Below are 19416 nucleotides of genomic sequence, written 5' to 3'. Positions count from 1 at the left end.
ATCAAATCGTTATAATCCCAGGTGGGGTTACTGACCAGTACGCCACGCCAACCCAATGCTTCGCTATGACCGATTGGCCCGGTAGAGTTTGGACGGTCGTACCATCAAGCGCGAGTGGCGAAATTGGCAGACGCGCCAGATTTAGGTTCTGGTGTCCACGGACGTAGGGGTTCAAGTCCCCTCTCGCGCACAGATTCCCGTCAGTCGTGACGCTCGCCCGAGCCGCGTGTCGGAGGGCCCTTTCCCGCACGAAGGCGCCCCCGGAAAACCGCTCTGACCTGTTCCGATTCCTGGCCCATCTGCCGGACCGCCCCACACTTGATCCCTGCGAAATGTTTGCTGGCACAGGCGGTCGGCGTTGATCGCGCCGGTCATCCGGCCGCAGGCGCCGTTGCAGATATTCGTTTACGTACCGCAGGTCACGAACCGCGTGGTTCGTACCGGCGACGGCGATGTCCCCTATCTGTCCACCGGCGGCGACGAAGGTCGCGTCCTCGACAAGCACACCGGCACCGCGTTCGAGTGGCGGCCGGGCACCCGACTGGAGCGGACCCGACTCGATTGGCGGAGTAGTGCTGGCCCGAAGGTCACCGGACGGACACGCTGTCATCGCATTGCCCGCCCGCGGAGTCATCGGCGTCGAGGTGGAGCCCGAGGCGACTTACGACGTGGCGGCTGTGGATGCGGCGGCGATGATCCAGTTGCCGAATTCCACGGCCAGGTGCCATCGGTGCTCGCGGATGAACCGGGCGGGCAGACTCGCCGGGAACTGCACGGTCAGCAGGGCTTCCATCGTTCCGCGGCGGTCGAGGAATTGGTGTCGTACGCCGCCGATCACGAGGCCGTCGTCGAGCAGGGCATGGCCCGCGATCTGCTGGGGGTAGCGGGGGTCGGCAGGGATGGTGAGTGCTTCGGTTCTGCCGTAGTCGACGAGAAATCGGGTGGCCAGGGGTGACCCGCCGGTGGCTTCGACGACTTCCTGGCGGCCGTCGGGAAGTCCGCGCAGGAGGTAGTGGTCGGGGCAGGCGGCGACCATATCGGTCTCGGCGTTGGTGGCGGTGAGGTCGGAGAACCAGGCGGCGAATCGTTCGGCGCTGTAACCGGGAACCTCCAGGCGGGTGACGGCGTGCCCGGTGCGGCCCCGGCTGAGCGCCACCCCGGTGCGCGTCATCCGCTCGGAGATCTCGAGGTCACGCTTGAGTGCGGCGTACACGCCCGCGTGACCCAGGCGGGTCTTCATCGAGGTCAACGCGGATCGTTGCGCGTCGAGCGGAGCGCCGAGCAGGTCGTCCAAACGCTTTCCCGGCGCGAGTTCGGCGAAGGCTCGCGCTCCCAGACGGCGGGCGAGTTTGGTCAGCACCACTTCGGCGCGGCGGGCTTCCCATGCCCGTACTCGTTCCCGCGAGATTTGTTCGCCGCCAAGGTACGTCCGAATCGCGATGGACTCGCCCATGAGCCTCGCCTTCCTCTCCGCTTTCCGTCCCGGCCACTTCCGTCGACGGGGGATGAACCAACGTCCGCCCGCTCGGGGAGCGCGGTTGGCTAACCACGAGGCAGACCAGCGTCAACGTAATCCCACACCCTCACAAACGCAAGTGTTCCTAGCTTTAAGCGCCCGACGAGAGGAATCGGTCGATCCTGACCACGCGGGTGATCTTCCCTGCGGCTCTTGCACATCGCCGAACACGAGTGGCATCTGGCCTGCGAGTTCGGCAACCGGATCACCGCGTATCCGCGCTGACCGAACCGCTCGCGGCCCGGTCCGCCGGTCGCCGGCTCGCGCATCGAGTAGAACAGGGGCATGGACCGGCGCGGACGCGACGCGAGCATCGAGGAACTGTCACCGCCCCCGGCCCCGCGCAAGCGGACCGGGGGACGGTCGGCGCGCGTACGCGAGGCGGTACTGACCGCGACGCTGGAACAGGTGGCCGAACACGGGATCGAGGGGTTGACCATCGGCGATGTCGCGGCCAGGGCGGGCGTGGCGGAAACGACGATCTACCGGCGCTGGGGCACGCGCACGGCCTTGATCGCCGAGACCGTCACCGAATTGGCGGCGGCGGGCAACCCCGCTCCCGATACCGGGACGTTGCGCGGCGATCTCCGGCAACTCGCCGAACAGATCTCCCACCTGCTCTCGCGCCCCGGCATCGCGCGGCTACTGGGCACGACCATCGCCCTGTCGGCCGACCCCGAGGTCGCCGAGGCGCGCCGACGCTTCTGGGTCGACCGCTTCGACCGAACCGCGCACGTCATCGGCAGGGCCGTCGATCGCGGCGAGCTGCCATCGGACGTCGATGCCCGCGAAGTGCTCGAAACCCTCTCCGCCCCGATATATTTCCGTCTCCTGGTGGTGGATGGTCCGCTCGACGACGAATTCATCGCGCGCTGCATCGAGCACACGCTCATCCTGCATGGGGTGCCCCGCTGAGGGTCCGCGCCTTCGACGACTGTGCTCACCCCGAGCGGCGAGGGCCGCTCAAACCTTCCCGTGCGGCGTGACCTCCGTGTCGTGTTCGCCGGACGGCGCGCCGACCGCTCCGAGCAGGCTCAGCACGTCGACGGCTTCAGCGACCCGCCGGGACCCTGCGCTGCGGCCTCGGCCGGTTGTGCGGCGACCCAGATCCGCGATGGGCCTGCATCGTGGCGACCGGAGACGAACCACACTCCGGTCGCCGGTTCGATGTGGTAGGCGGCTTCCCGGACTCCGACCGTGAGGAAGGTTTCGGTCACGATCTGCGCCCACGGCTCGATGCCGCGGGCGCGCAGTTCCGTAGTTCGGGGTGGCCGACCATGTCGATGTCGTCGGGAGGGGGTCGCTGGTCCAACTGAGTTGTGCCGGCATGGAGTTCGCGCCGTCGGTGGCCTAACTGCGTTCACCTGGCCGACGACCCGGCCTACCGCCGGGGCCTGTCGGTGCGGCCGTGCCCGGTCGATCTCGACCCGCTGGTGCAGGCCATGTGGTGGCATCCGGCCTACGACAGCGAACCGGAACACCAGTTGTTGCGTGAGGTGGTCCGCGCCGTCGTCCGGGACGTATTCCCTCCCGGCGACAACCTCGACCCATGAGGGTCGCCCCGGCGAGCGCTCCGCCGGATTCGTCCGTCGCCCGAGCTGCCGGATGGTCTCGGACCGGATGCCAGGCGGCGCGACCGACCGGTCAGGAATCGAGAAGCGGCGCGCGCCGCGGGGCGCCTAGCGTTGGGGGCATGAACCTCACCACTGATCAGGCCGCGATCGATTCCGTCGTGCTCGAGGTGCCGGACCCGGACGCCGCCGAAGCCTTCTACGCTGCCGCGTTCGGACTCGGCGACAAGGTGCGCTTGCGCGCCTCCGACGCTGCGACCACCGGTTTTCGGGGTTACGTGCTGTCGCTTGTGGTGTCGCAGCCGAGCACCGTCGACAGCCTCGTCGGTACCGCCGTCGACGCGGGAGCGACGACGTTGAAGCCGGTCAAGAAGAGCTTCTGGGGCTACGGCGGCGTGGTGCAGGCTCCGGACGGGGCGATCTGGAAGGTGGCGACGTCGGCGAAGAAGAACACCGGGCCTGCCACCCGGGAAGTCGACAGTTTCGTAGTGCTCCTCGGGGTCGACGATGTCAAAGCGACCAAGCAGTTCTACGTCGACCGCGGCCTGGCCGTGGCGAAGAGCTTCGGCAGCAAATATGTAGAGTTCGCCACCCCGGCCGATGCGGTCAAACTCGCGCTCTACGGGCGGCGCGCCGCGGCCAAAGACGCGGGCATCGCACCAGAGGGCTCCGGGGCGCACCGATTCGCCATCCGCGGCACTATCGGCCCGTTCGTGGACCCGGACGGTTTCGCCTGGGAGACCGCCGACTGAGCGGTTCGACCGCCGGCCCGCCCCACCGCAGGGTGCGCACCCCGACGGATTCCCGGACGAGACTGCTGAGGCAGGATAGCGCCGTGACCGAATCCTCTCAGCGCCCATGGGGCAGCTACACCATCCTCACCGAAGGCGACGGCTTCAAGGTCAAGACCATCGAGGTACACCCCGGCCGGCGCCTCAGCTACCAAAAACATGCGCGCCGCGCCGAGCATTGGTTCGTGGTAGCCGGAGAAGGGCTGGTCACGCTCGACGGCGACACCGTCGAAGTGCGCACCGGAGAGGCCATCGATATCCCGCTGGGCGCCGCTCACCGCATTCACAACACCGGTCCGACCCCACTGGTTTTCGTGGAGGTACAGCACGGCGACTATTTCGGAGAGGACGACATCGTCCGCCTCGAAGACGACTACGGGCGGTCGGAGACGAATCAGCCTGCGAAGCAGTCGGTCTGACCGAATCGCCGTCACCAGGCGGTCGTCCCGGTCACATGGGTGTGCCCATCGAGCGAGGGACCAGGTCGCTCGATGGGCACTTCGCCGTGGCGCGGACCGTCAGAGTGAGCCGCCGCCGCCCAGCAGCCACGGGTTGAACGTGCACTCCAGATTCGGGTGACCAGCCGGATCGAGAGCCCGCAGCGCGATCGACAACGCGCGCGGCGAATACATCATCGTCAGATGATCCGACACGTCTTGCTCGCACCCGTCCTGCAGCGTGATGTTCTGCACCGCCACCCCCGGCGCCGCCTTCAGGAACGTCAGGTCATACGGATTGGTGATCTCGTCGTACCGCGTGCCGACGATCGTGTAATCCACCCCCGTGATCGTGTCGCCGTGCTCGTTCAGCTTGTTGACGAAATCCGAGCCGATCGTCTGCTGGATTCCCGCGTGCCCGACGAAGATCTCCACGAAACCGAGCACATCGATACCGAAGTTGTTGATCGCCCGCCCGAGCGCGCCGATGCCGTCCAAACTAGTCCCGTGGTGCGTGGCGCCGAAAGTGACCAGATTCTTCACCTTCGCCGCACCGCCCTCGAACTTCGTGTACCAGTTCGACATCGATCCACCCTGGGAATGCGCCACGATATCGACTTCCGAAGCGCCGGTCGCCGCCAGCACCCGATCCACGAACACCGCCAGCTGTTTGGCCGAATCCTGGATGTAACCGGTGCCCATCACCCCGGGCAGCACCGATCCCAGGCCCCCGCCTTCCAGGAGATTCGACCGCCCATAGTTGAACGTGAACGTGCAGAATCCGGCGTCTTTGATCGGCTGGCCCATGAACGCGAATCCGTTGTACGCGTTCATCCACGTTCCGTGCACCAGAACCACCGGACGCGGATGCTCGGCCGTCGGTTTACACGCCCAGTCGTTCGTCCCCGGCGGCGCCACGTCCGGATGCGTCAATCCGTATCCGAACGCCGCCAGCCACGACGTCATCGGCGGACCGAAACCCACAGTGTCGCTGGCGTAACCGCCCGAGGATCCCGAACTGCTGCCCGACCCTCCGTAACAGTCACCGGAGCCGTTGCCCGACCCGGCCCCACTCCCCGACGTACACGCAGAACCCGACCCCGCGCTTCCCGAATCCGCCACCGGCGCCGCCTTACGGCCCGCCGCGATGTAATCGGCCAGCTGCTGCTCCGTCGGTCCTGCCTCGGGCGCCGCGTGCCCGGTCAGCACGCTCAACCCCATCGTCATGGTCGCGGTTACGGTGAATACGGCGGTACGCAGTATTCGCCGACTGACGCTTGATCTCATCGAATGCCTTTCCGTATCTCGACATCGTTGTCCTTGCCGGCAGGCGCGCCTCGCAATGTCGAACGGCAGCAACGATAGGACGCCGATCAGTGGAAAATGCTGGTCAGCGCGGGACTCTGGGCGGCTCACTGCGAAGTTGCGGGCTCATATATGAGCGGCCACAGAACGGCGGAACGCGAGCTACACCTGGCGAGGACGGGCGGCCGGTGAGAAACCGCGCCACCTCCCCTTTCCGGCAGGCGATCGGAAAGAAGCGGTAGCGGGTGTCACAAACTGTCCCGCCATTTCGCGATGGCGCGCCCGACCTCGGTGACGGGAGGCTCGTGGTAGAGCCACTCCCTTGCCAGCCGGTGCCAATTGTTGGTGACCCGCAACTGACCGAGCACGGCGAAGGTGAACAGATCCGCACGCCGGGAGAACACGTGCTCCGGCGGAAGCAACTGCTGCCGCATACCTTTGAACTCGGCGGCACGAGGATCGACAGCGAGAATCACCGCGCCGGTGGCGATCTCGGGGGTGATCGTTATCCGCTCGTCGAGCAAATGCCACCCCGCCGCCGCCCAGACGTATTCCAAACACTCCTCCGCGGCGACACCCGCGTCCGGGTCGATGATGCCGCGTCCGACCCAGGCCTCGTAGAGGTCTCCGGCGCGGTGTTCTCCGGCCGCCCGCAGACACGCGCGCTCGAAATCGACATGCGCGGGGTCCATCCGGTCGTAGAGCCCGAAATCGACGAACGCGAGCCGGCCGTCGGCCGCGAGGAGGATATTTCCCGGATGCGGGTCGCCGCAGAATTCGTTGTCCTGGAACAGCGAACTGATGTAAAAGCGGTAGATCAGCTCACCGAAGCGATCGCGTTCGGCGTCGGGCAGCGTCCGGAGCTGCTGAAAATTCTCTCCTGCGACGAATTCCGTTACGAGAACTCTTCGGACGCAATATTCCTCGATACTGTCCGGCACCGTGATGAAAGGATGGCCGCGATACCGCATCGCGACGCGATGCTGGGTCCTGGCTTCCCGCGGATAGTCGAGTTCGTTGCCGATGTTGCGCGCGATCTCGTCCAGCACGGCACTGTCGGCGGCGCTGGGCAGCATGGATCTCCACAGCTTGCTGAGCGTTTCGAGATTGCGCATGTCCGCGTGGACGGCCTCGTCTACGCCGGGATACTGCACTTTCACCGCGACGGCGCGCCCGTCGTGCAGCAGCGCCCGATAGACCTGGCCGATGGATGCCGCGGCGATCGGCGTCTCGTCGAAATCGGCGAAGACGCGCGCGAGCGGCCCGAGATCGTCCTCGATGACCTTCGACATCGCCGCGAACGGTACGGCGGGCGCTTGATCGCGGAGTTCGGCCAGCTTGCCGCGGAAGAGTTCCCGATGCGATTCCGGAACGAAGTCGGCGTCGAGCACCGACAACATCTGGCCCAGCTTCATCGCCGCGCCTTTCATGCTGCCGAGCACGGTGACGACCTGCTGCGCGGTCGCGAGCGTGGAACGCTCGGCCAGCACTCGCCGGGCCTCTTCGGTCCGGCCGATCATCGACAACCGGGTGCCGACCCCGCGCACGGCTTGACCCGCGGCCAGTCTGCCCAACCGACCGCTCCTGGCCAGACGTCCTCCGGGCACTCGATCGGCCACGGCATGCACCTCCATGAGCATCCGCGCGGCGTGCGTCGCACGTCCGGATATTCTTCGCACCCGGACCGCGAATTGTCGAGGGCGCGACGCAGCGCCGTAGCCGGAATGCCGGTCTACCGTGAGCCGGCCATGCGCCGGGCACCGGCCGGTATCCGCCGGGTGCCGTCCTCGGTCCAGACGATCAGCGCCGAACGCAGGTACCACAGTCCCCTGGGGTCGGCGGGGTCGAGACCGGTGAGCTGGGCGATTCGGCGGAGCCGGTAGTCGACGGTGTTGGGATGCACATGGAGGTGCCGGGCGGTGCGCTGGCGGTTGAGGTCGTTGTCGATGTGAATCCGCAATGTCTCCAGGAGGTCCGGGTGCTCCATCAGCGGCGCGACCTGGGTGCTCAGGACATCGCGGCCGATGCCGGGGCGGGTGAGCTGGTATTGCAGCGCCAGTTCGGTGAATCGGTACAAGCCGGGCCCGTGTCCGAGTTGCTCGACGGTGTCGAGCAGTTCGTGGGCTTGGGCAGCGGCGGCGGAGACCTGCCTCGGCCCCGCGGTCACGACGGCGGCGGTGATCGGCACACGCGCCGCCGCGGCGAGCTTGTCCACCACGCTGTCGAGATCCAGCGCGCTGACCTGGGTGGTGGGAATGAGGATCGTTCCTCCGTCGACCGACAGCAGCGACAGCGCGCGGCCGTCGAACAGGTCGGCGAGACCGGACTGGAGCCGGCGGAGCTTACGCCGGGCGACGACTCGGCTGTCGAGCTGGGGAAGACGCTCGTCGGGATGCGCCGGTAACGCGACCGCGAGCACGAAATACTCCTCGGCGACCGGTATCCCGCATTCCCGAGCCATCATCGAGGTCGCGTGACCGCCGAGCAGCGCCGAAGTCAGGGTGTGCATCGCGGTGTGGCCCTCCGCCGCTACGGCTTTGCACTCTCGCACATAGGCTTTGCTGACCGTCGCGGTGATCAGATTCAGCAGCTCGAGCGTGACGGCGGTGCCGGTGACGAGGTGGGCGCGGTCCGTCGCGCCCTTGTCGGCCAGCAGCATGCCCAGGCCGAATTTGAACCCGGCATGGATCGCGTGGAGGATGCCGTCGATCGGGATGCCTTTCCTGGCCCATCCCGCCGCGGCGGTCCGCAGAATCTCGGTCCGTCCGGTCGAATCCTGCCCGTTCAAGCGCTGGACGGCCCAGTCCAAGCACATCCGCACCACGACAGCGACTTCCGCTTCGGCCGTGCCGCCGGGCAGAGCGGCGGAATCGATGAGGTGCGCGACGACCTTCGCGGCCGTGCGCTGGGCTTTCGGGGAAAGCGGCACGGTCTGCCGTGCCTGGTTCGATCCGGGGTTGGCGATGCTTTCGATCGTCACTGGTGACCTCCTTGTCGCCGTGGAGCCGAGGCCGCGCCGGATGTGCGCTGGATGCGACCGTGACCACCTCGCGATGTCCGCGGCGCTACCTGCCGTTCGGTCTGTGGAAAAACGGTAAACCGCAGGCCGACTCAGTTGCTACTCCGCTTCGGCCGCTCGGTACCGAAACGGAAAAAGTGGGTTTGACCAGGCAATATCATGAACGGCCACCCGCTTTCGGAAGCCCATCCGCAGCACATACATGGTCAGGTACTCACTTTTTGCGCGGCGCGCCGCGGTTGCTCATACGGCGGCGCGCGCCGCGACCTCGGCGTCGGCCCATGCGCCGATCATCCGCGCCGTCATGTCGATCGCCTCCGCGCGCACCGGATCGTCGACCTCGAGGGCGGACGCGCGCAGCACCGCCGCGAAACCGGTGTTGATCACGACGAATGTCATCACGTCGTACTCGTGATCGTCACCGGGACCGAGCATCTGGATCAGCATCACCTTCACCAGCAGGCGCAGCCGCGGTTCGAACTCGGGGATGCCACTGCTGTAGAACTGGACGCCGGCGACGAGCGCGCGCACCAACTTCGCGTTGGCCACCAACTCTTCGGTGATCACTCCCAGGATGTCGGCGGCGACCTGCTGCATCGTTTTCCCCGACACGTCGAAGACGCGCTGGGTGAAGCGCCGTTCCACCGTCTCGAGCAGCCGTTCGAGCAGTTCTTCGACCAGGACGCCGCGATCGGCGAAGTACCGGTAGACCGTGCCGATGCTCACGCCCGCTTCGGCCGCGATCCGGTTGGTCGAGGTGTTGGCGATACCGCGCTCACCGAACAGCCGCGCCGCCGTATCCAGGATGTGCTCCCTGGTCGCCTTGGCTCGTGCCTGAGCGGGACGACGACGTTGACCCACAGCCTTCGGCGGCATGACTTCCTCCCGCCCGTTCACTGAAAATGAGCGTTGCTCATCTTAACCACAGCAAGCGGCGTCGCGCCCGAACTCGAGTGCTCTGACGCGCACTCGACGCTTCCGCACCGACCGGACCGACGGTCGGCGAGCGGACGAATCCGCAGCTCACGCCGCGACGTCGAAAAGAGTGAGCTCGCCCGCGGATTGGGCGCGCAGCTCGGCGCGCTCACGGATCGCGCAAGTCGGGCCGATTCCTTGTGCGACCGATTGCGGCGACAGCAGCCAACCGTGACAGCGACGGCAATGCGCGACCAGTCGCACCATGGGGCGGTCATCAATCTCGGCCAATTCGTTCTCCTCTGGCCAGGTGACTACGCCGTCAGTGTGGCATGAGGCACCGACAAACTCCCCGGCTCGGCGTTGTCCACCGCAGCCGCATGAGATCTCGCACACGCGTTGAGGAAAGATGTGGCCCATGACCGCTTCTCGACTGATTCGTTCGTTGGTGGGTACCGCACCCGCGGTGCTCGCCGTCCTCAGCTTCACCGCGGCCGGAGGGGTCGCGACCGCCCAAGCCGCGCCCGGCATTCCCTCGGTTCCCGGCGTCGTGCAGCGCCTGCAGATCGCTCCCGGCCACAACAGCATCGAGGCCAGCGGCAACGTCGCGCAGGGCAAGGCCGACAGCTACTCCATCGCCACGGCGCCGGGGCAGCGCCTGAGCTTCGACGTCGCGGGTAATGCCCGCGTCTCGGTGGCCCCGCTGATCGGCCCGCAGGTCGCCAACGAGGTTCCGCACGCCGATCTCGTCGCCGACGGCAACGACTACCAGATCGTCGTCTCCTCCGCCGACGGCTCGGCGGCCGGCTACACCCTCAAGGTCACCATCGTCTGACGTACGCCTTCCGCCCGCCGGCCCGATGAGTCGTGGCACGACCTCCGGGACGGCGGGCGAAGTCCGTGCCCAGCCCGCCCCCGGCCGGCGAGCACGGACGCCTGCTCGTCTCCGAGCAGACAGTGCCGTTGGGCACACCCGAGGCAAACATCCGCGTGCGGCGGATCGCCTAGCACTATGGTGAGGCGGTGCTGCTCGAACCAGGTGACCAGTTCGCGGGCTTCGTCGTGCGGGCCCCACTGGGACACGGCGGCAGCAGTCAGGTGTACCTGGCCGAGGATCCGGAGTGGTCGCGGCCGGTGTCGTTGAAGATTCTCGGACCCGAGGACAGCCGGTCGCCAGAGGCGCGCGCTCGATTCGTGCACGAGTTCGACATCTTGTCGGCGCTGCGGCACCCCGACATCGTGCGGATGTACACCCACGGGGAAACCGATGGCAGGTTGTGGTCGGCTCACGAGTACGTCGCGGGCGCGACGGGTTCGACGTTGGTGCGATCGCCGCGCCGGTACCCGGACTTGCGGCAGGTGCTCCACGTGCTGACGCACGTCGCGGCGGGATTGGACTTCGCACACGCCAACGGAGTGGTCCATCTCGACGTGAAACCGGCGAACGTGCTGGTCGGGACGGACGAGCCCGCGACGGTGAAGATCTCGGATTTCGATTCGGCCCGATGGCTGGACCGCCCGGAGCCGCCGCTGGCCACCGAGGGGTTCGTCGTCGTCTCGGTGCCGTATGCCGCACCGGAACTGCTGCGAGCGGACACAGTGTCACCGGCGACCGACCAGTACGCCTTGGCCTGTTCCGCCGTCGAACTGCTCACCGGGCACACGCCGTTCGCTCGCGGCAACCTCATGGCCACCGCCGAAGCGCAGCTGAACGAACCGCCTCCCACGCTATCCACACGCCACCGCTGGATCCCGCCCGAGGTCGACGCGATCCTGCACCGGGCACTCGCCAAGGCCCCCGGCGAGCGCTACGACTCCTGCGCCGAACCCGTCCGCCTGCTCACCGAAACGCTCGCCGACGTCGATCCCCGCCCGCTCGCCCCCATCCTGAACCGTCTGAAGGTGTCGGTCACCCGCTCGCCACTGCTGAATGCCACCCTCGGACGGCTCGGCAATCGGCTCGTGCTGCGGTTCCGGCCGCCCTTTGCGTCCGCTCTCGAGTACGCCCCGGTGTAGCCCTTGATTTGCCGGTTTCCTTGCGATGAGCCGGTACTGCGGTCACGCTGAAAGGTATGCGGACCCGCGATATCGAGGTCGGGTGCACCTATATGGTGCTGGTCCCGCAGCGCCTGCCGCGCAGTCGATACCCCGACTGCGACCAGCCGGGTTCGCTCACTTGGGCGTGGTCGTGGCTGCGCGGTGGCCGGTTCCGGCTCACCGTCACCGACATCGACCACACCAGCGATCCGACCACCGTCGAAGGGCTGCGGATCACCGCGAACTCCCGCATCGCCGTGGTGCTGACCGGTGAGCAAGCCAATGAACTCGGGCTGCCGGTCGGCGTGTTCCGAGTGCGCGGGACCTTGTTCGACGGCGAGGACCGGCCCGTGCGGCTGCCCGAGGTCGAACCGCTGCGAGTCCCCGCTCGCTGGCTGCGGCCGGTCGAGCAGCCCTGCTTGACGCACCGCGATATCGATTGCTTCCCTTACCTGTGAGGTTTCGCGGGAACCTGCGCCCACTGTGATCATCCGGCCGGTCCGGTCGCGCCGCTCAGGGCGTGTGAGGCGCGATGAGCTGCTCCACGGCCGCCCAGAGTTCGGCTTCGCGCCGCGGATCGTAGGACTCCTCCGACGAGCGGGCGACCCGGCCACGGTCGACGTAGGATCCGGTCGGCGCGGCCGTGGCGCCGAGGACCACGTCCGCGAGCTCGCGCCCGGCGGCAGCACGGCTGTTCGCGAACGGCGTGCGGGTCAGCGCGGGCAGGATGCGGCGCATCGCGAACCGGGAGACCGGGCCCGCGTTGCGAGCGAGATCGGTGCCGGGGACGAAGCCGGGGTTGAAGCCGATGACATCGATCCCTGTCGGCAGACGGCGGGCGTACTCGTGCACCAGATAGATGGCGGCGAGTTTGCTCGTCGAGTACGCGGTGCGGCCGGCGGCGGTGGTGCGCGGCGCGGAGAACGCGCCGGGGCGGGCCAGGACGTCCGGGGACCGCCAAGCCGGGCCCGGCACCATACCCATGTTGTGCCGGAAGTCGCCGAAGTGGGTGTCGCTCACGGTGATCACGACGCGGCCAGGGGCGCGCAAGCGATCCTCGAGCAGGCGCACGAACAGGTGGTTGGCGAGCACGTTGACGGTGAAGGTGGACTCCAGCCCGTCGGGCCCCGCGGTGAGCGCGTTCGTGTACTGGATTCCCGCGTTGCCCACGAAACCGTGCAGCGGCGGCAGCTCGCCGCGGTCGAGCCTGCCGCGGATTTCGTCCGCCGCCGACCGCACGCTGTCCAGTACGCCGAGGTCCACCGGGACGTGCGACACCATCCCCCCGCCGGCGCCGAGTTCGGCCGCCAGCCGTGCGCCGGTGGCCTCGCGCGCGGCGACGACGAGATGCGTCTGCGGCGCCGCGTGCACGATGCGCTCCGCGGCGACGCGGCCGATGCCGCGACTCGCCCCGGTCATCACGATGGTCGACGGCATGGCGGCTCCTTCACTGCGTGATCTGCGCGTCGCGAACGGTCGCGCGGCGGGCACGCCGCCATGAACGCACGCCGTCCGGGCCGGCCGGATCAGTGCACGAGCTGGTCGGCCCATGCCCGTGGCAGCGCCGCACTCGACACATCGGCGATCTCGTGCAAACGCTGTGCGGAAAATCCCTGACGGCTGAGCTGGATCAGGCCCTGGGCGACCAGCACCACATTGGCGCTGACCGCCGAGAGCACGGCTTCGTCGTCGTCTCCCGCGGCGTGCATCGCCGACCGCAGCCGGTCGGCCACGCCCCGCTCCATCTCGGTGGTGGTCCGGCGGCCGATGGTGGCGACTTCGGGGATGCGGGTACCGAGATGGGCGATGCTGTTGATCATCAGGCAGCCGCGCCGGTTCGGCTGCGCGGCACAGTCTTCGATGATCGCCTGGTACAGCGCGCGCACCGCGGAGCGTGCCGAACCGCCCGCCGAACCGATGGCCTCGCGCACCAGACGCGCGCGGCGCTCGCAATAGCGTTCGAACGCCGCCAGGAACAATCCCCGCTTGCTGCCGTAGGCGGCGTAGATGCTCCCGTTGCCGACGCCGGTCGCGAGCGAGACGTCTTCCACCGAGGTGCTGTCGAAACCTTGCGACCAGAACAGCTCCGTCGCGGCGTCGAGCAGACTCGACTCGTCGAATCGCCGCGGCCGTCCCATGTGCTCACCGTACCAATCGGCGTGCGAGGTGGCGCACACCGCTTGTTCTGGAGGCACCACTCCATAATAATGATGACATGTCCAACACTTTCGCCGCCTCGCCCAGCAAACGGGTGGGCATCCTGGTCTTCGACGGCGTGAAGATGCTCGACTTCGTCGGGCCGGCGGAGGTGTTCGTCGAGGCGAACCAGTCGGTGGCGGGTTACGAGGTGGTCTTGATCTCGGCCGACGGCAAAGACGCGCAGACCTCGATCGGCGCCCGGGTGGAGGTGAGCTGCGCGGCGGCGGACGCGGGCCGTTTCGACACCGTGGTGATCCCGGGCAGCGAGCTGCCGCCGGGCAAATTCATGACACCCGAGGTGATGGCCGCCGCGCGGCATCTGTCCTGCAGCACCCGGCGGCTGGCCTCCATTTGCAGCGGCGCGTTCGTGCTGGCGGATCTGGGCCTGTTCGACGGCCGGCGCGCGACCACGCACTGGAAATTCGCGAACGAACTCGCGCGGCGCTACCCGGCGATCGACGTGGACCCGGATGCGATCTTCGTGCGAGACGGCAACCTGTACAGCTCGGCCGGGGTCGCCGCGGGCGTCGATCTCGCGCTGGCGCTGGTGGAAGAGGACCACGGCGCCGACGTCGCGCGGCGCGTGGCGCAGGCGCTCGTGGTCCCCATGCAGCGCGCGGGCGGCCAGTCGCAGTTCTCCGCGTCGCTGAGCGGACCAGCGCCGCGCAGTCCGCTGGTACGCAGAGTGGTGGACTTGATCTGTGCCGACCCGGCGTACCCGCACACGGTTCAGACGTTGGCCGCGCACGCGCGGGTCAGCGTCCGGCATCTGACCCGGCTGTTCCGCGCGGAACTCGAACGCTCGCCCGCGGAATACGTCGCGTTCATCCGTTTCGGCACCGCCAGGGACATGCTGCACGCCGGATACAGCGTGACGGAGGCCGCCATGGCCGCGGGGTACGGCACCAGCGAGGCGTTGCGCCGGGCGTTCGTGGCGCGCGTGGGCATCTCCCCGCGCAAGTACCAGCAGCGTTTCCGGTCGACCGTCAGGACCGATCCGGCGCTGGAGCAGGCCGTGTCCTGATTGGAGGCTTTTGTGGCCCGTGGGGAGGGGCGCGCGGCGGGGGCCGCGGCCGAGACTGAGTCGGCCACAGCGCCGCTGATCGAGCGCTGAAGAGAGGAAACATATGTCCGCCCCGGCTGATCCGACCATCGTTCTGGTGCACGGCGCTTTCGCCGACGCTTCGAGCTGGTCTCCCGTCACCGCACGGCTGCTCGACCAGGGCCATCGCGTCCTGGTTCCCCCGGTGTTCAATCGCAGCCTCTCGGCGGACGCGGCTTACATCAAGTCGTTCGTGGAGCGGATCGACGGCCCGGTCCTGCTGGCCGGGCATTCCTACGGCGGCGCCGTCATCACCGTCGCCGGCGTCGCCGACAACGTGGTCGGCCTGGTCTACGTGTCCGGCTACGCGCTGGAAGAAGGCGAAAGCCTGGGGCAGCTGCAGGGCGGGTTCCCGGATTCCGATCTGGCGGCCAACCTCGTCTACGCGCCGTACCCGATCGAGGGCGCCGAGCCGGGCACGGACGTCTCGGTCGCCGTCGCGGCCTTCCCCGAGGTCTTCGCCGCGGGCCTGGATCCGGCGAAGGCCGCGGTCCTCGCGGTCTCGCAACGGCCGCTGTCGGCTTTCGCGTTCACCGAGCCCGCCTCGGCGGCCGCGTGGAAGACGAAACCGGCCTGGGGCATCGTCTCCAGCGCCGACCGCACCATCAATCCCGACGTCGAGCGGTTCGGCTACCAGCGCGCCGGAGTGCGCGCGGCCGTCGAGATCGACGGGCCACACCTGGTGATGCAGACCCACCCCGACGAAGTCGTGGCCGTCATCGTCGACGCGATCGCGCAATCCGCCTGAGTTCCAGTAGTTCCACCCCCTTCCAGAGAGGCACGACCATGTCAGGTAACCCGCACGGCATCTCGCTCGAACCGGCGGCGCAGGAGTTCGTCGACGCGACCTCGCAGCCGCCGTTCCTGTACCAGCTCCCGCCCGAGGAGGGGCGCAAGGCGGTGGACTCGGTGCAGGACGCGCCGATCTTCAAGCCCGAGATCGACGAGGAGTGGATCACCGTCGACGGCGGCCCGACCGGCTCGGTGCGGGTCCGGATCGTCAAGCCGCAGGGAGTCACCGAAACGCTGCCGGTGATCATCTACACCCACGGCGCGGGGTGGGTGTTCGGCGACGCGCACACCCACGACCGCTTGGTGCGCGACCTGGCCGTCGGCACGCACGCCGCCGTGGTGTTCCCCGAGTACGACCGGTCGCCCGATGTGCGGTACCCGGTGGCCAACGAGCAGTCCTACCGGGTGGCGCAGTGGGTCACCGCGGAGGGCGCGCAGAAGGGCCTCGACTCGTCCCGCATCGCGATCGCGGGTGACTCGGTCGGTGGCAACATGGCCATCGCGCTGACGCTGATGGCCAAGGAGCGCGGCGATGTCTCCTTCGTTCAGCAGGTGCTGTTCTACCCGGTGACCGACGCCAACTTCGACACCGGCTCCTACGAGCGGTTCGCCGAGGGCTACTTCCTCACGCGCGAGGGCATGAAGTGGTTCTGGGATCAGTACACCACCAGCGCGGAGGATCGCGCCCGGATCACCGCGTCACCGCTGCGGGCGACCACCGAGCAGCTGGCCGGGTTGCCGCCCGCGCTGGTGATCACCGCCGAAGCCGATGTGCTGCGCGACGAGGGCGAGGCCTTCGCGGGCAAGTTGCGCGCCGCGGGCGTGCCGGTCACCCAGGTGCGCTACGGCGGGATCGTGCACGACTTCGTGATGGTCAACTCGCTGCACGACACCCACGCCGCCAAAGCCGCGGTGGCGCAGGCCGTCGCGGCGCTGCGGTCCGCTCTGTACACCGACTGAACGATTCGGAGGAACCACATTCGTGAGCACCGAGCCCACCAATCCTTCCGCGCCGACCATCGTGTTGGTCCACGGCGCGTTCGCCGACTCATCCAGCTGGAACGGAGTCGTCGAGCGTCTGCGCGCCCGAGGACATTCCGTGATCGCGGCCGCGAACCCGCTGCGCGGCCTCGACAGTGACGCGGCCTATGTAGCGTCGGTCCTCGATTCCGTGGCAGGGCCGAGCATTCTGGTCGGCCATTCCTACGGCGGAAGCGTCATCACGGTCGCCGCCGCAGGCAGAACCGATGTCGAAGCGCTCGTCTATATCGCCGCGTTCATTCCGGACGAGGGCGAGAGCGCGCTGCAATTGACCGACAAGTTCCCCGGATCGACGCTCGGGCCCACCACCCGGGCGGCGTCCTATCCACTGCCCGACGGGGGCGCCGGCACCGAGCTCTACATCCGGCAGGAGGAATTCCACCGGCAGTTCGCCGCCGACGTGCCCGCCGCCACCGCCGAGCTGATGGCCGCGACCCAGCGGCCGGTCGCCCTCGACGCGTTGCAACAGCCGGCGACCGCCGCCGCCTGGCGGGGCATCCGGTCGTTCGCGCTGGTCACCGGCGAGGACAAGAACATCCCGGTGGAAGCGCAGCGGTTCATGGCCGAACGCGCAGGCGCCGAAGTCGTCGAGGTCTCGGCCTCGCACGCCGTCTCGGTGTCGGCTCCCGACGTGGTAGCTGAGCTCATCGCCCGAGCCGCCGCCGGTTAGGAATCCGCGGTCACGCGACGCGGCCCGCGCGGCAGGAGAGTCTTCCGTGCGGGCCGCGACGACCCAGCTGGATGGCGCGGATTTCCGCCTGCGCGGCTACCGCACTCGGCCGGAGTATCCGGTGCGCCGCATCGGATACCGAGCCTGGCATGTGCGTCCCTTTCCTCGGCCCACCGATCAGCGGCGGGTCCGCGCCGCCCGATCCAGGCCGTAGTGGCGCAGGATCGGGCGTCGTCAGCCGCAGACGGCCCCGCCGGAAGCGGAGCCCACCAGCTTGGTGTACTTGGCCAGGACGCCGCGGGTGTAGCGGGGCGGCAAGGGTTTCCAGTCGGTGCGGCGGGCAGCGAGTTCGTCGGCGTCGACCAGCAGGTCCAGCGTGCCCGCCGCGACGTCGAGGCGGATGCGGTCACCGTCGCGCACGAACGCGATCGGGCCGCCGTCCACGGCCTCCGGCGCGACGTGCCCGACGCACAGGCCCGTCGTGCCCCCGGAGAAGCGCCCGTCGGTGAGCAACAGCACGTCCTTGCCCAGGCCCGCGCCTTTGATGGCCGCGGTGATGGCCAGCATCTCCCGCATCCCCGGACCGCCCTTCGGACCCTCGTACCGGATGACGACCACGTCGCCCGCCGCGATGGTGCCGTCTTCGAGCGCGTCCATCGCGGCCCGTTCCCGATCGAAAACCCGTGCCGTGCCGGTGAACACGTCGGAATCGAAGCCCGCCGACTTGACCACGGCGCCATCCGGTGCCAGAGATCCGGACAGGATGGTGATGCCGCCGGTCGGATGGATCGGCGCAGCCATCGCACGGATCACCTTGCCGTCCGGGTCCGGCGGGGTGATGTCGGCCAGGTTCTCCGCCACTGTCCGTCCGGTCACGGTGAGACAGTCACCGTTCAGCAACCCGGCGTCGAGCAGGGCTTTCATCATGACCGGCACGCCCCCGATCCGGTCCACATCGGTCATGACATGGTTGCCGAAGGGTTTGACGTCCGCCAGGTGCGGCACCCGGCGACCGATCCGGGCGAAGTCGTCCAGCGACAGATCGACATTCGCCTCGTGCGCGATGGCCAGCAGGTGCAGCACGGCATTGGTGGAGCCGCCGAACGCCATGACGACCGCGATCGCGTTCTCGAACGCCGGTTTGGTGAGGATGTCCGACGGGGTGATGCCCTGGCGGATCAACTCGACCACGGCCTCGCCGCTGCGGCGGGCGTAACCGTCGCGGCGCCGGTCGGTCGCCGGCGGCGCGGCGCTGCCTGGCAGCGACATGCCGAGCGCCTCGGCCGCGCTGGCCATGGTGTTCGCGGTGTACATGCCGCCGCAGGCGCCCTCGCCGGGGCAGATCGCCCGCTCGATCGCGGCGACGTCGTCCCGGCTCATCAACCCTCGGGCACAGGCGCCGACCGCCTCGAAGGCGTCGATGATCGTCACTTCGCGCTCGCTGCCGTCGGAGAGCTTCGCGATCCCCGGCAGGATCGACCCCGCGTAGAGGAACACGCTCGCCAGATTCAGCCGGGCCGCGGCCATCAGCATTCCCGGCAGCGATTTGTCGCAGCCGGCCAGCAGCACCGAACCGTCGAGTCGCTCGGCTTGCATCACCGTCTCGACGCTGTCGGCGATCACCTCGCGCGAGACCAAGGAGAAGTGCATCCCCTCGTGTCCCATCGAGATGCCGTCCGACACCGAGATGGTGCCGAACTGCATGGGGAAGCCGCCGCCGGAGAAGACGCCGTCCTTGCAACCCCGGGCGAGCCGCTCCAGGGACAGATTGCACGGCGTGATCTCGTTCCACGAGGAGGCCACGCCGATCTGCGGCTTCTCCCAGTCGTCATCGCCCATGCCGACCGCGCGCAACATCCCGCGGGCGGCGGTCCGCTCCAGGCCGTCGGTGACGTCGCGGCTGCGTGGCTTCAAATCGGGGACTTTCGAATTCTCGGGCACGGTTTCCCATCATGCTCGCCTCCGCACCGATTGCGGCGGCGACCACGCCGAATCCACGCCGACCCGCCGCTCGTCCGCCC

At 68.3% G+C, this 19416-nt stretch carries 20 protein-coding genes and 1 tRNA gene; 12 read left to right on the top strand and 9 right to left on the bottom strand.

Going from position 1 to position 19416, the window contains the following annotated elements:
* Nucleotides 1-108 precede the first annotated feature (108 nt).
* Nucleotides 109-190: transfer RNA gene (locus tag U3653_RS04925), tRNA-Leu, on the top strand.
* Between the two features lie 471 nt (nt 191-661).
* Here the strand turns inward: U3653_RS04925 and U3653_RS04920 are convergent.
* On the bottom strand, nt 662-1453 hold the full coding sequence (locus U3653_RS04920; protein WP_195077432.1) for a hypothetical protein: 792 nt from the start codon (nt 1451-1453) through the stop codon (nt 662-664).
* A gap of 348 nt (nt 1454-1801) precedes the next feature.
* Between U3653_RS04920 and U3653_RS04915 the strand changes: the two genes are divergently transcribed.
* The 4 genes from U3653_RS04915 (at nt 1802) to U3653_RS04900 (ending at nt 4297) form a co-directional block, all read left to right on the top strand.
* On the top strand, nt 1802-2431 hold the full coding sequence (locus tag U3653_RS04915; protein ID WP_195077431.1) for a TetR/AcrR family transcriptional regulator: 630 nt from the start codon (nt 1802-1804) through the stop codon (nt 2429-2431).
* A gap of 404 nt (nt 2432-2835) precedes the next feature.
* Complete coding sequence (locus U3653_RS04910; protein ID WP_195077430.1) at nt 2836-3069, top strand: type 2 periplasmic-binding domain-containing protein; 234 nt, start codon at nt 2836-2838, stop codon at nt 3067-3069.
* A gap of 140 nt (nt 3070-3209) precedes the next feature.
* Nucleotides 3210-3839, top strand: coding sequence for a VOC family protein (locus tag U3653_RS04905; protein ID WP_195077429.1), 630 nt, complete (start codon nt 3210-3212; stop codon nt 3837-3839).
* Nucleotides 3840-3922: 83 nt separating this feature from the next.
* Entirely contained in the window at nt 3923-4297 is a 375-nt protein-coding gene (locus U3653_RS04900; RefSeq protein ID WP_195077428.1) for a phosphomannose isomerase type II C-terminal cupin domain, read from the top strand.
* A 99-nt stretch (nt 4298-4396) separates the two neighbouring features.
* Here U3653_RS04900 and U3653_RS04895 read toward each other — a convergent pair whose 3' ends face one another.
* From U3653_RS04895 to U3653_RS04875, 5 genes are all read right to left on the bottom strand, one after another.
* Nucleotides 4397-5542, bottom strand: a complete 1146-nt coding sequence (locus U3653_RS04895; RefSeq protein ID WP_323123934.1) for an esterase/lipase family protein — start codon at nt 5540-5542, stop codon at nt 4397-4399.
* A 326-nt stretch (nt 5543-5868) separates the two neighbouring features.
* The gene (locus tag U3653_RS04890) at nt 5869-7239 is read right to left on the bottom strand and encodes an ABC1 kinase family protein (protein ID WP_195077426.1); all 1371 of its coding nucleotides are present in this window, start codon (nt 7237-7239) and stop codon (nt 5869-5871) included.
* 113 nt (nt 7240-7352) lie between these two features.
* Complete coding sequence (locus tag U3653_RS04885; RefSeq protein ID WP_323123935.1) at nt 7353-8600, bottom strand: PucR family transcriptional regulator; 1248 nt, start codon at nt 8598-8600, stop codon at nt 7353-7355.
* 282 nt (nt 8601-8882) lie between these two features.
* Nucleotides 8883-9515: a TetR/AcrR family transcriptional regulator gene (locus tag U3653_RS04880; protein WP_195077425.1), complete on the bottom strand. Its 633-nt coding sequence runs from the start codon at nt 9513-9515 to the stop codon at nt 8883-8885.
* Nucleotides 9516-9662: 147 nt separating this feature from the next.
* On the bottom strand, nt 9663-9845 hold the full coding sequence (locus U3653_RS04875) for a DUF6011 domain-containing protein (RefSeq protein WP_195077424.1): 183 nt from the start codon (nt 9843-9845) through the stop codon (nt 9663-9665).
* A 127-nt stretch (nt 9846-9972) separates the two neighbouring features.
* Between U3653_RS04875 and U3653_RS04870 the strand changes: the two genes are divergently transcribed.
* The 3 genes from U3653_RS04870 (at nt 9973) to U3653_RS04860 (ending at nt 12049) form a co-directional block, all read left to right on the top strand.
* Entirely contained in the window at nt 9973-10389 is a 417-nt protein-coding gene (locus tag U3653_RS04870) for a hypothetical protein (protein WP_195077423.1), read from the top strand.
* Between the two features lie 188 nt (nt 10390-10577).
* Nucleotides 10578-11570, top strand: coding sequence for a serine/threonine-protein kinase (locus U3653_RS04865; protein WP_195077422.1), 993 nt, complete (start codon nt 10578-10580; stop codon nt 11568-11570).
* Nucleotides 11571-11626: 56 nt separating this feature from the next.
* Entirely contained in the window at nt 11627-12049 is a 423-nt protein-coding gene (locus tag U3653_RS04860) for a hypothetical protein (RefSeq protein ID WP_195077421.1), read from the top strand.
* A 55-nt stretch (nt 12050-12104) separates the two neighbouring features.
* Here the strand turns inward: U3653_RS04860 and U3653_RS04855 are convergent, their stop codons facing one another.
* Nucleotides 12105-13028 carry an SDR family NAD(P)-dependent oxidoreductase gene (locus U3653_RS04855; RefSeq protein WP_195077420.1) on the bottom strand — a complete coding sequence of 308 codons (924 nt, stop codon included), beginning with the start codon at nt 13026-13028 and terminating at the stop codon, nt 12105-12107.
* Nucleotides 13029-13117: 89 nt separating this feature from the next.
* The gene (locus tag U3653_RS04850) at nt 13118-13786 is read right to left on the bottom strand and encodes a TetR/AcrR family transcriptional regulator (RefSeq protein ID WP_323123936.1); all 669 of its coding nucleotides are present in this window, start codon (nt 13784-13786) and stop codon (nt 13118-13120) included.
* Nucleotides 13787-13806: 20 nt separating this feature from the next.
* Between U3653_RS04850 and U3653_RS04845 the strand changes: the two genes are divergently transcribed.
* The 4 genes from U3653_RS04845 (at nt 13807) to U3653_RS04830 (ending at nt 17395) form a co-directional block, all read left to right on the top strand.
* Nucleotides 13807-14814, top strand: a complete 1008-nt coding sequence (locus U3653_RS04845) for a GlxA family transcriptional regulator (protein WP_195077419.1) — start codon at nt 13807-13809, stop codon at nt 14812-14814.
* Between the two features lie 103 nt (nt 14815-14917).
* The gene (locus tag U3653_RS04840) at nt 14918-15640 is read left to right on the top strand and encodes an alpha/beta fold hydrolase (protein ID WP_195077418.1); all 723 of its coding nucleotides are present in this window, start codon (nt 14918-14920) and stop codon (nt 15638-15640) included.
* A 38-nt stretch (nt 15641-15678) separates the two neighbouring features.
* On the top strand, nt 15679-16644 hold the full coding sequence (locus U3653_RS04835) for an alpha/beta hydrolase (protein ID WP_195077417.1): 966 nt from the start codon (nt 15679-15681) through the stop codon (nt 16642-16644).
* Nucleotides 16645-16666: 22 nt separating this feature from the next.
* Nucleotides 16667-17395 carry an alpha/beta fold hydrolase gene (locus U3653_RS04830; RefSeq protein ID WP_195077416.1) on the top strand — a complete coding sequence of 243 codons (729 nt, stop codon included), beginning with the start codon at nt 16667-16669 and terminating at the stop codon, nt 17393-17395.
* A 234-nt stretch (nt 17396-17629) separates the two neighbouring features.
* On the opposite strand, the gene ilvD is transcribed toward U3653_RS04830, so the two are convergent.
* Nucleotides 17630-19336, bottom strand: coding sequence for a dihydroxy-acid dehydratase (gene ilvD / locus U3653_RS04825; protein WP_195077415.1), 1707 nt, complete (start codon nt 19334-19336; stop codon nt 17630-17632).
* Nucleotides 19337-19416 lie beyond the last annotated feature (80 nt).

The organism is Nocardia implantans (assembly GCF_035544775.1).
Lineage (GTDB): Bacteria > Actinomycetota > Actinomycetes > Mycobacteriales > Mycobacteriaceae > Nocardia > Nocardia implantans.
This window is presented reverse-complemented; position numbering and strand designations above follow the sequence as displayed.

Bases quoted from the DNA above. Each gene is read 5' to 3' on its own strand.
- U3653_RS04920 (WP_195077432.1), bottom strand. From the start codon at position 1,453: ATGGGCGAGTCCATCGCGATTCGGACGTACCTTGGCGGCGAACAAATC.
- U3653_RS04915 (WP_195077431.1), top strand. From the start codon at position 1,802: ATGGACCGGCGCGGACGCGACGCGAGCATCGAGGAACTGTCACCGCCC.
- U3653_RS04905 (WP_195077429.1), top strand. From the start codon at position 3,210: ATGAACCTCACCACTGATCAGGCCGCGATCGATTCCGTCGTGCTCGAG.
- U3653_RS04895 (WP_323123934.1), bottom strand. From the start codon at position 5,542: ATGACGATGGGGTTGAGCGTGCTGACCGGGCACGCGGCGCCCGAGGCA.
- U3653_RS04880 (WP_195077425.1), bottom strand. From the start codon at position 9,515: ATGCCGCCGAAGGCTGTGGGTCAACGTCGTCGTCCCGCTCAGGCACGA.
- U3653_RS04870 (WP_195077423.1), top strand. From the start codon at position 9,973: ATGACCGCTTCTCGACTGATTCGTTCGTTGGTGGGTACCGCACCCGCG.
- U3653_RS04860 (WP_195077421.1), top strand. From the start codon at position 11,627: ATGCGGACCCGCGATATCGAGGTCGGGTGCACCTATATGGTGCTGGTC.
- U3653_RS04855 (WP_195077420.1), bottom strand. From the start codon at position 13,028: ATGCCGTCGACCATCGTGATGACCGGGGCGAGTCGCGGCATCGGCCGC.
- U3653_RS04845 (WP_195077419.1), top strand. From the start codon at position 13,807: ATGTCCAACACTTTCGCCGCCTCGCCCAGCAAACGGGTGGGCATCCTG.
- U3653_RS04840 (WP_195077418.1), top strand. From the start codon at position 14,918: ATGTCCGCCCCGGCTGATCCGACCATCGTTCTGGTGCACGGCGCTTTC.
- U3653_RS04835 (WP_195077417.1), top strand. From the start codon at position 15,679: ATGTCAGGTAACCCGCACGGCATCTCGCTCGAACCGGCGGCGCAGGAG.